At 63.3% G+C, this 14,011-nt stretch carries 13 protein-coding genes; 7 read left to right on the top strand and 6 right to left on the bottom strand.

Going from position 1 to position 14,011, the window contains the following annotated elements:
* Positions 1 to 181: 181 nt before the first annotated feature.
* From UB31_RS23855 to UB31_RS23845, 3 genes are all read right to left on the bottom strand, one after another.
* Positions 182 to 397: a hypothetical protein gene (locus UB31_RS23855; RefSeq protein WP_045012648.1), complete on the bottom strand. Its 216-nt coding sequence runs from the start codon at positions 395 to 397 to the stop codon at positions 182 to 184.
* 122 nt (positions 398 to 519) lie between these two features.
* Complete coding sequence (locus UB31_RS23850; protein ID WP_045002333.1) at positions 520 to 1,338, bottom strand: cysteine rich repeat-containing protein; 819 nt, start codon at positions 1,336 to 1,338, stop codon at positions 520 to 522.
* A 153-nt stretch (positions 1,339 to 1,491) separates the two neighbouring features.
* Positions 1,492 to 2,493 (bottom strand): NADP-dependent oxidoreductase, encoded by a 1,002-nt coding sequence (locus UB31_RS23845; protein ID WP_045012647.1) that lies wholly within the window; start codon positions 2,491 to 2,493, stop codon positions 1,492 to 1,494.
* Between the two features lie 209 nt (positions 2,494 to 2,702).
* Here UB31_RS23845 and UB31_RS23840 point away from each other — a divergent pair, with 209 nt between their 5' ends.
* Positions 2,703 to 3,998: a dicarboxylate/amino acid:cation symporter gene (locus UB31_RS23840; protein ID WP_045002335.1), complete on the top strand. Its 1,296-nt coding sequence runs from the start codon at positions 2,703 to 2,705 to the stop codon at positions 3,996 to 3,998.
* 11 nt (positions 3,999 to 4,009) lie between these two features.
* The gene (locus UB31_RS23835) at positions 4,010 to 4,930 is read left to right on the top strand and encodes an amino acid ABC transporter substrate-binding protein (protein WP_045012646.1); all 921 of its coding nucleotides are present in this window, start codon (positions 4,010 to 4,012) and stop codon (positions 4,928 to 4,930) included.
* Between the two features lie 110 nt (positions 4,931 to 5,040).
* Here the strand turns inward: UB31_RS23835 and UB31_RS23830 are convergent, their stop codons facing one another.
* Positions 5,041 to 5,853 (bottom strand): ATP-grasp domain-containing protein, encoded by an 813-nt coding sequence (locus tag UB31_RS23830; protein WP_045012645.1) that lies wholly within the window; start codon positions 5,851 to 5,853, stop codon positions 5,041 to 5,043.
* 390 nt (positions 5,854 to 6,243) lie between these two features.
* On the opposite strand from UB31_RS23830, the gene UB31_RS23825 reads away from it, so the two are divergent.
* The 4 genes from UB31_RS23825 to UB31_RS23810 all read left to right on the top strand — a co-directional run bounded on the left by UB31_RS23825 (position 6,244) and on the right by UB31_RS23810 (position 10,404).
* Positions 6,244 to 7,017 carry a ferredoxin--NADP reductase gene (locus UB31_RS23825; protein ID WP_045001785.1) on the top strand — a complete coding sequence of 258 codons (774 nt, stop codon included), beginning with the start codon at positions 6,244 to 6,246 and terminating at the stop codon, positions 7,015 to 7,017.
* Between the two features lie 335 nt (positions 7,018 to 7,352).
* On the top strand, positions 7,353 to 8,231 hold the full coding sequence (locus UB31_RS23820; RefSeq protein ID WP_245306051.1) for a patatin-like phospholipase family protein: 879 nt from the start codon (positions 7,353 to 7,355) through the stop codon (positions 8,229 to 8,231).
* 200 nt (positions 8,232 to 8,431) lie between these two features.
* Complete coding sequence (locus UB31_RS23815; protein WP_045012697.1) at positions 8,432 to 10,057, top strand: FMN-binding glutamate synthase family protein; 1,626 nt, start codon at positions 8,432 to 8,434, stop codon at positions 10,055 to 10,057.
* 107 nt (positions 10,058 to 10,164) lie between these two features.
* The gene (locus UB31_RS23810; RefSeq protein ID WP_045012644.1) at positions 10,165 to 10,404 is read left to right on the top strand and encodes a PilZ domain-containing protein; all 240 of its coding nucleotides are present in this window, start codon (positions 10,165 to 10,167) and stop codon (positions 10,402 to 10,404) included.
* Between the two features lie 28 nt (positions 10,405 to 10,432).
* Here the strand turns inward: UB31_RS23810 and UB31_RS23805 are convergent, their stop codons facing one another.
* The gene (locus tag UB31_RS23805; RefSeq protein WP_045012643.1) at positions 10,433 to 11,728 is read right to left on the bottom strand and encodes a hemolysin family protein; all 1,296 of its coding nucleotides are present in this window, start codon (positions 11,726 to 11,728) and stop codon (positions 10,433 to 10,435) included.
* Between the two features lie 227 nt (positions 11,729 to 11,955).
* Here UB31_RS23805 and UB31_RS23800 point away from each other — a divergent pair, with 227 nt between their 5' ends.
* On the top strand, positions 11,956 to 12,687 hold the full coding sequence (locus UB31_RS23800) for a sulfite exporter TauE/SafE family protein (protein WP_045012642.1): 732 nt from the start codon (positions 11,956 to 11,958) through the stop codon (positions 12,685 to 12,687).
* A 4-nt stretch (positions 12,688 to 12,691) separates the two neighbouring features.
* Here UB31_RS23800 and UB31_RS23795 read toward each other — a convergent pair whose 3' ends face one another.
* A complete protein-coding gene (locus UB31_RS23795; protein WP_045012696.1) occupies positions 12,692 to 14,005 on the bottom strand; it encodes an ABC transporter ATP-binding protein in 1,314 nt (437 codons plus the stop codon).
* Between the last annotated feature and the right edge of the window lie 6 nt (positions 14,006 to 14,011).

Below are 14,011 nucleotides of genomic sequence, written 5' to 3'. Positions count from 1 at the left end.
CCCTAATTGACAGTATACTTACTATCTAAGGGTAGACTAATGTGCCCCAACGTCCGGCGCCAGCGGAATTCTCGGCTGGGCGCGGCGCGCCGAAACTCGCTTTCGGACACGCGTTTTGCGTGTGTCCGAAACCGTCAGATGCGAATCATAGCCAAAGCGCGCGGGATTGACCACCCAGGCGTTAGACGCAGCGCTTCACGTAGACCCCGTTCACCAGCACCCTGGTACAGCGGACCACCGGAACCGGGTTGCGGACCACGACGGCCCCGTTCGGTCCGGCGCAGCCGGCGCGATAGACGCCGCGGGCGCACACCACCGCGTTGGCGTCGGTAGCCTCAAAAGTCATGGTCGCCCCGAAGGCGAGGAGCGCGGAAGCGATGAGCAGCAATGAACGCATGTTGTCCTCCCGGACTTGTCGTGATTGAAATCGGATAGCGGCAAAAGATTAGTCGCGAGAGGCGCGCGAAAATTCATTCACGCGCGCCGCCGGATGTCGACGGCGCGCGAGTTGCGTGCGCCTTACTGCGCGGCGAACGGCGCCAGCACGTCCTTGCACCCGGGCGACAGCGACGCGGCGTTGCTGGCGATGCATTGCACGATGCGGCCGCCACCGGGCTGGACGCCGGCGCAGAGCGTGCGGATGTCGGCGCCGCAGGCGGATCGGACGATGAACAGCTCTTCGCGCGGCCGCAACGGTCGCAGCACGATCACGGCGGGGGCTGCGGCAGGCGCTGCTGCGGCAGCCGGTGCAGTACCGGCCGCAGGAGCGGCCGTCGTAGCCGCGCCGCCGCCGGAGGCCGCGTTCACGGCTTTGGCGCAGGCCGCCGACACATTGGCCTTGTTCTTTTCCAGGCATTCGAGCGCGGGGGCTCCGCCCGGCGGCACACTGGCGCAGACTTTTGGATAGTCGGAGCGGCAGGCGCTCTTGATGGCGGAGACCTGTGCGCTGCTAGGCTTCTTTGGAGCGGCGGCCTTCGGAGCGGCTTCAGCGGCCGGCTTCGCCGCAGGCGTGGCAGCGGGCGCAGCTTCGGTCTTTGCCGGTTCGGTTTTGGCGGGCGCGGCTTCAGTCTTCGGAGCTGCCGCGGGTTCGACTGCGCGAACTGCGGTTTGGCATCCCGATGACAGGCTGGACATGTTCTTCTGCAAACATTGATACGCCTCTACGCCGCCGGGCGTGACGCTTGAGCAGTGCGCGATGAAGTCCGAGCGGCATGCGGACCGGATGGCGCTCTTCTGAGCCTCGGTCGGCGCTTGCGCGAATGCGCTTGTTGCAGTTGCGAAGAGTGTTGCCGCCAGCAACGCCTTGCGCGTCGAAACATGTTTCAACGTGTTGAACATCTGAGTGTATTCCTGCCCTGTCGGTAACCCGACGCTTTTAAATGTGATGCAAGCGCAATCGTCGCGAGTGATGCCTCGCGCGCGGCATCTTTGGCCGCTTTGGCCACTACCGCAAGTAGATAATGCCGAAGCAATTGCGACGTAACTACGTCGTCACAGCTTGACCATGCGCTTGCCGCGGTTCTCGCCGGCAAGCAATCCGATCAGCGCCTTCGGCGTGTTCTCCAAGCCATCGATGATGTCTTCCTGCACCTTCAGCTTGCCGGATTTGACCCAGGCCTGGAGATCGGCGAGCGCGCGCTGGCTCTCCTTCATATAGTCCATCACGATGAAGCCTTGCATGACGAGCCGCTTCACCACGATGAGCCCTGGCACGCCGCGCGGGCCGTGCGCCGACGGCGTGCCGTCATATTGCGAGATCGCGCCGCAGCAGGTGATGCGGCCGTAATTGTTCATCTGCGGCAGGCAGGCTTCCAGGATGTCGCCACCGACATTGTCGAAATAGACGTCGATGCCTTTTGGCGCGGCTGCGCGCAGCGCCTTGAACACCGCACCGTCCTTGTAGTCGACGGCGGCGTCGAAGCCGAGCTCGGAGGTCAGCCAGTTGCACTTGTCCGCCCCACCGGCGATGCCGACCACGCGGCAGCCTTTGATCTTGGCGATCTGTCCGACGATCGAGCCGACCGAGCCCGCGGCCGCCGAGACCACGACGGTCTCGCCCTCTTTGGGCTTGCCGATCTCCAGCAGGCCGAAATAGGCGGTGAGGCCGGCGATGCCGAACACGCTGAGCAGGTGCGTCATCGGCTCGAGCTTCGGCATTTTGGTCAGATGCTTTGCCGGCACCGCGGCATATTGCTGCCAGCCGGTGTCACCGAACACAATGTCGCCGGGCGCAAATCCCGGCGCCTTCGAACTCACGACCTCGGCGATGCCGCCGCCGGCCATCACACTGTTCGCTTCGACCGCGGAGCGATAGGTTGCGCCGTGCATCCAGGCGCGGTTGGCGGCATCGAGCGAGATGTAACGCACGCGCAGCAGAGCCTCGCCATCCTTCGGCTCCGGGACTGCACCTTCAACCATCTTGAAATGCTCGGGACCGAGCTTGCCGCTGGGCTTTTCCACCAGAAGAATCTGGCGATTGACGCTACCGGTCATGGCGTTTCCCCTTCGCTTGTTTGACGATTATTGATGCAGCCGCAGCCAAGAAAACGTGCAAGCCGCATTCGTTGTGCGCTGCATGAACGCTAGATTGCCGCGTCAAGTTTCACAATGGGAACATCCGGACAACCCAATCGCACGCAAGCGTGTTGCGTAGTTGTCATATCTGCGACATCATGAAGCGGTCGGTGTAGTGGGGGTCATTAATGTCGAACAGGTTTACGCAATATATCTTGGTGGCGATGGTGCTGGGCATCATCATGGGGTCGGCGATCTACAACTTCATGCCGGATACGCGAGGCGATTGGGCCTCCTCCATCAACCTGGTCGCCGTGATCTTCCTGCGCCTGATCAAGATGATCATCGCGCCGCTGGTGTTTGCGACCCTGGTTGGCGGCATCGCCCATATGGGCTCGGGCTCCAAGCTCGGCCGCATCTTCGCCAAGACCATGGGCTGGTTTATCAGCGCGTCCTTCGTGTCGCTGATGCTGGGCCTCGTGATGGTCAATCTGCTCCAGCCCGGTGCTAACTTCCCCGGCACGTTGCCGGACAAGGCGCAGTCGACCGGCCTGCCGGTCTCGGCCTTCTCGATCGAGAAATTCCTGACCCATCTGATCCCGACCTCGATCGCGGATGCGATGGCGCAGAACGAGATTCTTCAGATCGTGATCTTTGCCGTGTTCTTCTCGGTGGCGATGGGCTCGATGCCCGAGCGCTCCAAACCGATTCTGGCGCTGATCGATGATCTCGGCCACATCATGCTCAAGGTCACGAGCTATGTGATGCTGTTCGCGCCGCTGGCGGTCTGGGCCGCCATCACGGCGACGGTCGCCAAGAACGGCCTCCTGGTGCTCTGGAAGCTCATCGTGTTCATGGGCGGCTTCTACCTCTCACTGTTCCTGCTCTGGGGAATCCTGGTCATCGTCGGCTTCATCGTGATCGGGCCGAGATACAGCCATCTCCTCAGGCTGATCCGCGAGCCGCTGATGATCGCGTTCTCCACCGCGAGCTCGGAAGCGGCCTATCCGAAGACGCTGGAGGGGCTCAACCGCTTCGGCGCTTCGTCGCGGATATCGAGCTTCGTGCTGCCGCTTGGTTATTCCTTCAACCTCGACGGCACGATGATGTACTGCACCTTCGCCAGTATCTTCATCGCGCAGAGCTACCACATCGACATGCCGCTCGGCACGCAGCTTGCGATGCTCGCGACCTTGATGATCACCTCGAAGGGTGTCGCCGGCGTGCCGCGCGCCTCCCTCGTCGTGATCGCCTCGACGCTGTCGCAGTTCAACATTCCCGAGGCGGGTCTGTTGATGATCATGGGCATCGACACCTTCCTCGACATGGGCCGCAGCGCCACCAACGTGATCGGCAACACGCTCGCGACCTCGGTCGTGGCGAAGTGGGAGGGCGAGCTCGGGCCCGAGCATGCGATGGAACCGGGCGACGCCGTGCCGGGCGATATGGTGCCGGGCGAAGTGCCCGCGATGGCCGGCCATTGACGGGAGTGCATATGCGCCCTTTGACGGCGATTTCGGGCGGCCTGTTGCTGGCAGCGTGTCTGCTGGCAACGGGTGCCTCCGCCCAGACCGGCGGCAGCGACGGGCTTAGCCCGACGCTATCAGCCATCAAGAAAGCTCACACCGTGCGGCTCGGCTACCGCGAGAGCTCGCCGCCGTTCTCCTTCCTCGACCAGTCGGGCCGCCCGATCGGCTACAGCCTTGAACTCTGTGAGGCTGTCGTCGAGGAGATCGGCGTCGAGGTCGACGATCCCAATCTCAAGATCGACTACGTCAAGGTCACATCCGACGATCGCATCGATGCGGTGATTGCGAACAAGATCGATCTGGAATGCGGCTCGACCACGGCCAATGCGGAGCGTGGCAAGCGCGTCGCATTCTCGCCGCTGATGTTCGTCGCCGGCACCAAGCTGATGGTGCCGAAGGGATCAAACGTCCAGTCGCTGACCGATCTGAAGGGCAAGACCATCGTGGTGACGAAGGGCACTACCAACGAGCAGGCGATCCAGGCCGCCGACAAGAAGTCGTCGCTGGGGCTGAACATCGTCGTCGGCGCCGATCACGAGGAATCGTTCCAGATGCTCGCCGACGGCAAGGCCGATGCGTTTGCCACCGACGACATCCTGCTCTCGGGCCTGATCGTTCGCCACAAGGCGCAGGACAAGTTCCGCGTCACCGGCGATTATCTGTCCTACGATCCCTACGGCATCATGTTCAGGAAGGGCGAGCCGCCGCTGACGGCGGTGGTCGACCGCACCTTCCGCAAGCTCGGCTCCAACCACGATCTCGTTCCGCTCTACAACAAATGGTTCATCGCGCGCATGCCGACCGGCGAGCGCATGAACGTGCCGATCTCGCTGCAACTGGAAGAAGCCTTCAAGGCGATGGACGATTCCGCGAGCGCGAATAATTAGGTCCAACGGGATCTCTGAAGAATTGTTCGGAGGATCTCCGTCATCCTGAGGTGCGAGCTGGGCAGTGCGTTTGCACTGCGCAGCGAGCCTCGAAGGGCGACGGGGATAGATTAGTGCTCGCGGAGAGCCCCTCCAAACACCCGATCCAGCGCCGCGTCATATGTCGCCTGCACCAGCTCCGGATAGAGCTTCCCCAGAGCCTCCATCATCACGCCGGAATTGATTTCGAGCACGCGCCAGTCGCCATCCACGCGCACCACGTCGATTGACGCAAAGGCGATGCCGATGGCGCTTGCGGCGTCGATCGCGAGTTTCACGCAAGCTGAGCGAGCCTCGCCGTCCTCAAGCAGCACGGGTTTTGCACCGGCATCGAGATTGTGCCGCCAATCCGGGCCACGCTGCTTGCTGTAGACGACGAGGGGTACATCATCGAGCAGCACCACGCGGACCTCCTCCTCGATCTCGACATAAGGCGAAATCACGAGCCCGACGCTCATCGAAAAGACCTCGCCAACCGCGTAGTCGAGCTCCGCCTCCGTCGTTACCCTGAAGACAGATCGTCCCGACGTCCCCTCGTTCGGCTTCACCACGACGCCTTGCGGGTTCTGCGCAAGCAGCGCCAGCATCGCCTCGTGCCAGCCGGGAACGACGATTTGCGCACCCAGCTTCGGGTTGAGAAAGAGATCATGGGGAATGCAGGGCACGCATTCCAGCGCCAGCGCTTCGGCGGTTGCCGATTTGTCGTTGGCGAGACGATGCGCAATCGCGCTGTTGAGTCCGATGTCGTAGCCGAAAGCGAAGCGGCGCTCCTCCCCTCGGCGCATCGCGATCAGCCAGCCGCCGGCGCGGATATCGACGGCGATGCCATGGTCCGCGCAATAGCGCCTGATGGCCTGGACGAAGATCCGCTCACTGCTTGCCATAGGCTTCAATCGTTCTGCTTCAATCGTTCCCGTCGCCAAAAGCCACAAAAATGCGGGAAGCGGCGCCAAACAGGGGTGAAAGTCAGGGCTATTCTTAATGAAATTCTCGCGAGCGCGACGGAAATTAAGTGCTGCGATCGAGCCCCGCAGGGAAAAGAAATTACCCTCCATGCGCGCGCCGCAGCAGATTCCTTAACAGTGCGGTCAATTCCGCTGCAAATGCCGGTTTGAGCGGCATCAATTGCATCCCAAACGAGGTTGATTATTGGCCTCGATGGAGTAGATCACACCCAAGAAATCCTCCGCCATGACAAGTGGTGTTCGCCTCGCTTTCAGGGGCCGGGCAACGCTGTTGTTCTAAAACCGCAAATATTCGGAATATCGAAAATCATGAGCGCGTTTTACCGAGAGAAGGTTCTTTCCGTCCAGCACTGGACCGACACGCTGTTCAGCTTCCGCGCCACGCGCGATACCGGCTTCCGCTTCCAGAACGGCCAGTTCGCGATGATCGGCCTCGAGATCGATGGCCGTCCGCTGCTGCGCGCCTACAGCATGGCGAGTGCCAATCACGAGGAAGAGCTCGAGTTCTTCTCGATCAAGGTCCAGGACGGCCCGCTGACCTCGCGCCTCCAGAAGATCAAGGAAGGCGACACCATCCTGGTCGGCCGCAAGGCGACCGGCACGCTGATCACCGACAATCTTATTCCCGGCAAGCGGCTGATGCTGCTCTCGACCGGTACGGGCCTCGCCCCGTTCGCGAGCCTGATCAAGGACCCCGAGGTTTACGATCAGTTCGACACCATCGTGCTGGTTCACGGCTGCCGCCAGGTCTCCGAGCTCGCCTATGGCGAAAAGCTCGTCGCTTCCTTGCGCGAAGACGAGCTGTTCGGGGAGCTGCTCGCGGACAAGCTGGTGTATTACCCGACCGTGACCCGCGAGCCGTTCCGCAACCGCGGCCGCATCACCGACCTCATCAACTCCGAGCAGATCTTCAACGACATCGGCCAGGGTCCGCTCAACATCGAGACTGATCGTGTCATGATGTGCGGCAGCCCGGCGATGCTCGAAGAGCTGAAAGTCATGTTCGAAGGCCGCGATTTCATCGAGGGCTCCGGCAACAAGCCCGGTCATTTCGTGATCGAGAAGGCGTTCGTCGAGCGGTAGTTTTCCTGTCGTCCCGGCCTAGTGCGCAATTGCGCACGGGGGGCCGGGACCCATACCGCGGAATCTATCGATCGCGATTGGCGGCAGTACCGAACGACTAGTCTTCGCCAAACTCTACCCCTGTGGTTATGGGTCCCGGCCCCCGTGCGCAATTGCGCACTAGGCCGGGACGGCAGCGAGTGTGTGGTTGGCATCTAGCCTCACATACGCGCGCGCGCCCTCACCATCCTCCCCCGACTTTGTTATTGGCCCCGCTCGCGCGGGCGCTGTTATAAGCTCGCTGCAAAATCTCGCGGCGATGTTGCGATGCGAGAGGTGGGGGAGCTGCGCACATCTTGTCTGCGATCGATCATGGTCGTCCGCCAAACCCGACCGCCTTCGTGCTGGCGGGCGGCGGCAGTTTCGGGGCGATCCAGGTCGGCATGATGCAGGCGCTGGCCAAGCACGGGGTCGTCGCCGACCTCGTGGTCGGCTCCAGCGTCGGCGCGATCAACGGCGCATATTATGCCGGCGATCCCTCCCTCAAGGGCGTGCTCGGGCTGGAAGCGATCTGGCGCAGCCTGAAACGGCAGGACGTCTTCCCTGTCACATGGCGGACCCTGCTTGGATTCATGTGGCGGCGGGATTTCCTGATTCCCCATGACGGCATCCGCAAGCTGGTCGAGGATCATCTGCCCTACCGCAACCTCCAGGAGGCGCGGCTTCCCCTGCACATCGTCACCACCGATTTCGTCTCCGGTGAGAGCGTGGTGCTGTCGGATGGCTCGGCGGTGGAGGCGATCCTGGCGTCCACCGCGATCCCGGGTGCCTTCACGCCGGTTCGCTACCGAAATCTGTTCCTCGCCGACGGCGCGATCTCCTCCAACACGCCGGTCCGGGTCGCGGTTCACAAGGGCGCAAAGCGGCTGATCGTGCTGCCGGCCGGGCACGCCTGCGCGGCCGAAAGCCCCCCGGTCGGTGCGGTCGCCAATGCCCTGCATGCGCTGACGCTGCTGACGGCCCGGCAGTTGGTGGCCGAGCTCGAAGGGCTCGCCCCCGACATCGAATATGTCGTGGTGCCGCCGCTCTGCCCGGTGGTCGGCTCGCCTTACGATTTCTCGCGCACCGGCGAACATATCGACCGCGCGATCGCGAGCACCGACGCCTGGCTGGCGCAGGGCGGCCTCGAGCAGCACGGCGTGATTCCGCATCAGGCGCAGCTACATAGTCACTGATTTGTCATGTCATTGAATCTATTGCACTGCAAAAGCCCGCGCCCGGACGGATTGATTTGCAGCGTGCGGATTCGGTAGCCTGAAGCCAGGCCGCGTCATATCCATAGACGGGGCGCGGGCGTATTGTACCCCGTCATTTTGACGAGAAGGATGTGGTCGTGGCCAACGATAACAAGACGCAAGCTTCGGCCGAGGGTGTCATGGAAACTCTGCTGCTTCCATTTTCGCCGCGCTTCATCATCCTGACGATCTGCGCGGTCGTCACCGCGCTCCTGATCGGCATCGGTATCGCCGACCGCAAGATCTTCGACATCCTGCTGATCCCGATCGTGATCTTCGGTGCCCTGACGCTGCTGGGCGTCCGCGATCTCATGCAGAAGGGCCATGCGGTCCTGCGCAACTACCCGATCTCGGCACATATCCGCTTCCTGCTCGAAGAGATCCGCCCGGAGATGCGGCAGTATTTCTTCGAGAGCGAGAAGGACGGCATGCCGTTCTCGCGTGACATCCGCGCGGTGGTTTATCAGCGCGCCAAGATGCAGCTCGACAAGCGTCCGTTCGGCACCCAGGAGGACGTCTACCGCGAGGGTTATGAATGGATGCATCACTCGGTGTCGCCCAAGGCGCATGCCGAGGAGAAGTATCGCATCACCATCGGCGGGCCGGACTGCGCAAAACCGTATTCTGCGTCGGTGTTCAACATCTCGGCGATGAGCTTCGGCGCACTCAGCCCCAATGCCGTGCGCGCGCTCAATGCCGGCGCCAAGAAGGGCGGCTTCGCCCATGACACCGGCGAGGGCGGCTTCAGCCCCTATCACCGCGAGATGGGCGGCGACATCATCTGGGAGATCGGCTCCGGCTATTTCGGCTGCCGTCATCTCGACGGCACCTTCGATCCCGACGCGTTCGCGCGGGTCGCTGCCCAGGACCAGATCAAGATGGTCGAGCTCAAGATCAGCCAGGGTGCCAAGCCCGGCCATGGCGGCGTGCTGCCGGCTGCCAAGGTTTCGGAAGAAATTTCCAAGATCCGCGGCGTCGCGATGGGCGAGGACTGCATCTCGCCGGCCTCGCATCGCGCCTTCTCGACCCCGGTCGGAATGATGCAATTCATCGCCGAAATGCGAAAGCTCTCGGGCGGCAAGCCGACCGGCTTCAAGCTGTGCATCGGCCATCCCTGGGAGTTTCTGGCGATCTGCAAGGCGATGCTGGAGACCGGCATCTATCCGGACTTCATCGTCGTCGACGGCAATGAGGGCGGCACCGGTGCCGCGCCGCTGGAATTCATGGACCACCTCGGCATGCCGATGCGCGAGGGCATCAATTTCGTCCACAATGCGCTGATCGGCATCAATGCGCGCGACCGCATCAGGCTCGGCGCGTCCGGCAAGATAGCGACCGCCTTCGACATGGCCCGCGCGATGGCGATCGGCGCCGACTGGTGCAATTCGGCCCGCGGCTTCATGTTCTCGCTCGGCTGCATCCAGTCGCTGAGCTGCCACACCGACCGCTGCCCGACCGGGGTGGCGACGCAGGATCCGACGCGGGCGCGCGCGCTCTATGTGCCGCTCAAGATCGACCGCGTGCACAATTATCACCACGCCACGCTGCACTCGCTGACCGAGCTGATTGCCGCGGCGGGTCTCGAACATCCGCAGCAGCTGCGGCCGATCCACTTCAGCCAACGGACGTCGACGACCCAGGTGAAAACCTTCGCGCAGCTCTATCCGGCGCTGCGTCCGGGTGAACTGCTCGAAGGCACGGAAGACCCGCGCTTCCGCGATGCCTGGCAGATGGCGCGGGCGGAGACGTTCCAGCCGGCGCCGTAAGGCGCCGGTCGACCGGATGATACCGCTGTGTCCTCCGGCTGCGTAAATTCACTGGGGGCAGGGTCAAGCTTTAACGTCTGTGTCAGCTTCGGGTGTAAATTGGCGCCATGGACGAGCGACGCGACAAAACCAGGCACCGCGTGCTGAAGACCGGGACCATCGAGTTCGGCGGCGGCGCGATCGACTGCACCGTCCGCAACTTCTCGGACACCGGCGCAGCGCTTGATGTCACCAGCCCGGTCGGCATTCCCGCGCACTTCACACTGTCCATCAAGGCCGACGGAACGCATCTGCCCTGCACCGTGGTCTGGCGCAAGGAGAAGCGGATCGGGGTGAGGTTCGGGTGAGGGTTCTGCGGTGCCGCGTGCCCGCAACTCACGTCGCCGCCTGCACACCACTCCGGCTCGCCAGAATCTTGTCGATCCGCCGGCCATCGAGATCGACCACCTCGATATGCCAGCCACCGAGGTCGAAGGCATCGCCGACATTGGGCAGGACGTTGAATTGTTGCAGCACCAGACCCGCCACCGTGTGGTAGCGGTGCGGCGGCAGCTCGATGCCGAGCAGATCGCCGAACTCGTCGACCGGCATCCAGCCCTCGATGAGCAGCGACGAGTCCGCACGTCTGACATAAGCCGGCTCCGGCGGGCCTTCCTCGGAATGGAAGGCGCCGACGATCGACTCCAGAATATCGGCTGCCGTGACCACGCCTTCGAAGGCGCCGTACTCGTCATAAACGAAACCGACATGAACCGGCGCAGCCCTCAGGATCGCGAGCACATCGCGGGCATCCGCTGAGGCGGGAATGCTCGGCGCTTCGCGGACAAGCGCCCGTAGATCCGGCGTGCGCTCGTTCATATACGCGACCAGCAGGTCCTTGGCCTGGAGCACGCCGATCGGCTTTTCGCGATCGCCGTCCGAAGCGGGGAAGCGCGAATGCGGACTCTTCGCGATGATCGCTTGAATGGTTTCCGGGGCATCGCTCAGGTCGATCTCGTCGACCTCGGTCCGCGGCGTCATCACGGCGCCGACCGGCCGGTCGCCGAGTCGCATCACGCCGGCGATCATCTCCTTCTCGCCGGGCTCGAGCACGCCGGCGTTCTCGGCCTCGCTGACGAGATGATGGATCTCGTCCTCCGAGACCTTCTCCTCGGCCTTGCCGCTGCGGCCGAGCAGCGTGAGGATCAGCTTGCCCGAGAGATCAAGCAGGAAGACGAGCGGCAGCGATACCCGCGCCAGCACGTGCAACGCGGGCGCGACCCTGACCGCGATGCTTTCGGGATCACGCAGCGCCACCTGCTTCGGCACCAGTTCGCCGACGATCAGCGTCGCATAGGTGATGAGCGTGACGACGATGCCGACGCCGACGATGTCGGCGATCCCGGCCGCAAGACCAAGCTCGACCAGCCATTGCGCCAGCCGCTGTCCGAGCGTCGCGCCTGAGAATGCGCCCGAGAGCACGCCGACCAGCGTGATCCCGATCTGCACCGTCGAGAGGAATTTTCCGGGATCGGCGGCAAGCATCAGCGCGCGCTCGGCGCCGCGCACGCCCTTGGCGGCAAGCAGCGACAGCCGGGCCGGGCGTGACGACACCACGGCGAGCTCGGACATGGACAGGAGGCCGTTGATGACGATCAGGACGACAACGATGATAAGTTCGACAGACAACATTTTTCGCAAGGGAGAGGGGATGCGGGCCAGCGGACGCCGGAGCGAGCCTCTTATATATGAACTCACCGCATAGATTGCCCGTTCCGACCAAATTGTCGCAGCGCGCCAGAGGAGGGCCATTGTGGAGGGAACCAGGTTCTCCTAGGCTTGCAGCCCGGGGACATCGCAGCCTTCCCGTGAAGTGGTGATCCCACGCAAGCGCTGCTCGCTGATTTATGGAGCGAGCAATGGACGGGATCACAATCGAGCTTCCGCTTTTCCTGTTGGCCACTTTCGCCGGCGCGTTTGTCGCCGGCCTCTCCGGTTTTGCCTTCGGCCTGGTCGCCGCATCGTTGTGGCTCTATGTGCTGACGCCGCTCCAGAGCGCCAGCCTGATCGTCGGGTTCGGCCTTCTGGTGCAGGGTTATTCAGTCTGGAAGCTCCGCGCTGCGATCGATTGGCGCCGGCTATGGCCTTTCATGATCGGCGCCGTCGTGGGCGTGCCGGTCGGGGTGTCGCTTCTGACCTGGGCCGATCCGAAGAGCGTTCGCATCGCGGTTGGGGCGATCCTGATCGTCTACAGCCTTTATGCGTTGTTTCGGCCGCAGCTCAAGATCGCAACCGTCGTGCCGCCCGCGGCCGACATCGCAGTCGGGTTCGTCAACGGCCTGCTCGGCGGGTTGACCGGCCTTGCCGGCATCATCATCACCATCTGGTGCAATTTGCGCAGCCTGCCCAAGGACCTTCAGCGTGCCACGTTCCAGCCCGTCGCGGTCGTGGTGTTCGCCATGGCGGCGCTCTTGCTGGGCGCCAAGGGATCGGTCACGCCCGAGACTGCAAAGCTGTTCGTGCTCGGCCTGCCGTTCCTGTTTGCCGGGACGTGGCTGGGGCTAAAGCTGTTCGGCCGGATCGACGAGGCCGCGTTCCGCAAGATCGTGCTCGCGCTGCTGTTGGTCTCGGGCGGCGCCCTGCTGTTCTGAGCGATCAAGCGCTCTCGCCGGGGTTTTCCAGGCTGAACGTCTCGGAGTGCTCGTCATAGGCGAACAGCTCGGCATAGCGGCCCCATGACACCACCGTCTTGAGGGTCTCGTCCGCATAGTCCTCGGACATGTAGTCTTCGAGCTCGTTGCGGAACCGCGCCGCGGGCGCGGTATGCGAGGGGCGTTCGTCGAGCACGCGACGGATCAGTCCCATCACCGGCACGTAGGTGACGAGATGTTCGGCGAACATTTTCTTGCGCGCGTCGGTTTCGAGATGGGCGAAGCGCTTGCCGGCTTCCGTGAGCATCAGGTCACCTTCGCTGAGTTGCGCGAAGCGCAGAAGTTGCAGTGACTCGCCGAGATGGAGGATATCGTCGGCCTCGAGCTGGAGCTGGCTTGCGAGCACGGGCAGGTCGGCATGTCCGTGATAGGGCGGTCCTGCCAGCGTCTCGATCAGGCCGGACAGCACGTTGGACGAGACGTGATGCAGGGTCATGCCGATACCGGTGCCGGGAATGCCCTCGATCGAAGGCGCCTTCGGCTCGGTGCGCTGGGTCATGCGGGCATAGATGTTGTCGACGAGCTGGCGGAAATACGGATCGAGGCGGTTGCGCGGATGAGGCAGATCGACCTTGATCTCGGTGGCGACGCGGCCGGGATTGGACGAGAACACCAGGATGCGATCGCACATCAGGACCGCCTCCTCGATGTTATGGGTCACCATCAACACGGACTTGATTGGCAGCCGGCCCTCGATCCAGAGATCGATCAAATCGGTGCGCAGCGTTTCGGCGGTGAGCACGTCGAGCGCCGAGAACGGCTCGTCCATCAGCAGGAGGTCCGGATGCACCACCAGCGCACGGGCGAAGCCGACGCGCTGGCGCATGCCGCCCGACAGCTCCTTGGGGAAGGCGGATTCGAAGCCGTCGAGGCCGATCAGATCGATCGCGGCGAGTGCGCGCTTGCGCCGCTCGGCGGATTCTACACCGAGTGCCTCCAGCCCGAGCTCGACGTTCTGGAGGACCGTCAACCAGGGAAACAGTGCAAACGACTGGAATACCATGGCGACGCCGTTCGGCGGGCCGACGATGGTCTCGCCGCGGCAGGTTGCGCTGCCCGAGGAGGGCGTGACGAGGCCGGCGATGATTCGCAGCAAGGTGGACTTGCCGGAGCCGGAGCGGCCGAGCAGGCCGACGATCTCCCCGGAGCGGATCGTGAGGTCGACCTTTTCGAGCACCAGGAGTTGTTCGCCGCTGCCTTTGGGAAAGGATCGGCAGACGCCGCGGATATCGATGAGAGCGGAGGGTTGGTCGAGCATGATGGT

Origin of the sequence: Bradyrhizobium sp. LTSP849 (assembly GCF_000938255.1) — a bacterium.
In the GTDB taxonomy this organism is placed as follows: domain Bacteria; phylum Pseudomonadota; class Alphaproteobacteria; order Rhizobiales; family Xanthobacteraceae; genus Bradyrhizobium.
The sequence above is the reverse complement of the archived record's forward strand: the minus strand, read 5'-3'. Positions and strand labels throughout refer to the sequence as shown.

Bases quoted from the DNA above. Each gene is read 5' to 3' on its own strand.
- UB31_RS23855 (WP_045012648.1), bottom strand. From the start codon at position 397: ATGCGTTCATTGCTGCTCATCGCTTCCGCGCTCCTCGCCTTCGGGGCG.
- UB31_RS23850 (WP_045002333.1), bottom strand. From the start codon at position 1,338: ATGTTCAACACGTTGAAACATGTTTCGACGCGCAAGGCGTTGCTGGCG.
- UB31_RS23845 (WP_045012647.1), bottom strand. From the start codon at position 2,493: ATGACCGGTAGCGTCAATCGCCAGATTCTTCTGGTGGAAAAGCCCAGC.
- UB31_RS23840 (WP_045002335.1), top strand. From the start codon at position 2,703: ATGTCGAACAGGTTTACGCAATATATCTTGGTGGCGATGGTGCTGGGC.
- UB31_RS23835 (WP_045012646.1), top strand. From the start codon at position 4,010: ATGCGCCCTTTGACGGCGATTTCGGGCGGCCTGTTGCTGGCAGCGTGT.
- UB31_RS23830 (WP_045012645.1), bottom strand. From the start codon at position 5,853: ATGGCAAGCAGTGAGCGGATCTTCGTCCAGGCCATCAGGCGCTATTGC.
- UB31_RS23825 (WP_045001785.1), top strand. From the start codon at position 6,244: ATGAGCGCGTTTTACCGAGAGAAGGTTCTTTCCGTCCAGCACTGGACC.
- UB31_RS23815 (WP_045012697.1), top strand. From the start codon at position 8,432: ATGGAAACTCTGCTGCTTCCATTTTCGCCGCGCTTCATCATCCTGACG.
- UB31_RS23810 (WP_045012644.1), top strand. From the start codon at position 10,165: ATGGACGAGCGACGCGACAAAACCAGGCACCGCGTGCTGAAGACCGGG.
- UB31_RS23805 (WP_045012643.1), bottom strand. From the start codon at position 11,728: ATGTTGTCTGTCGAACTTATCATCGTTGTCGTCCTGATCGTCATCAAC.
- UB31_RS23800 (WP_045012642.1), top strand. From the start codon at position 11,956: ATGGACGGGATCACAATCGAGCTTCCGCTTTTCCTGTTGGCCACTTTC.
- UB31_RS23795 (WP_045012696.1), bottom strand. From the start codon at position 14,005: ATGCTCGACCAACCCTCCGCTCTCATCGATATCCGCGGCGTCTGCCGA.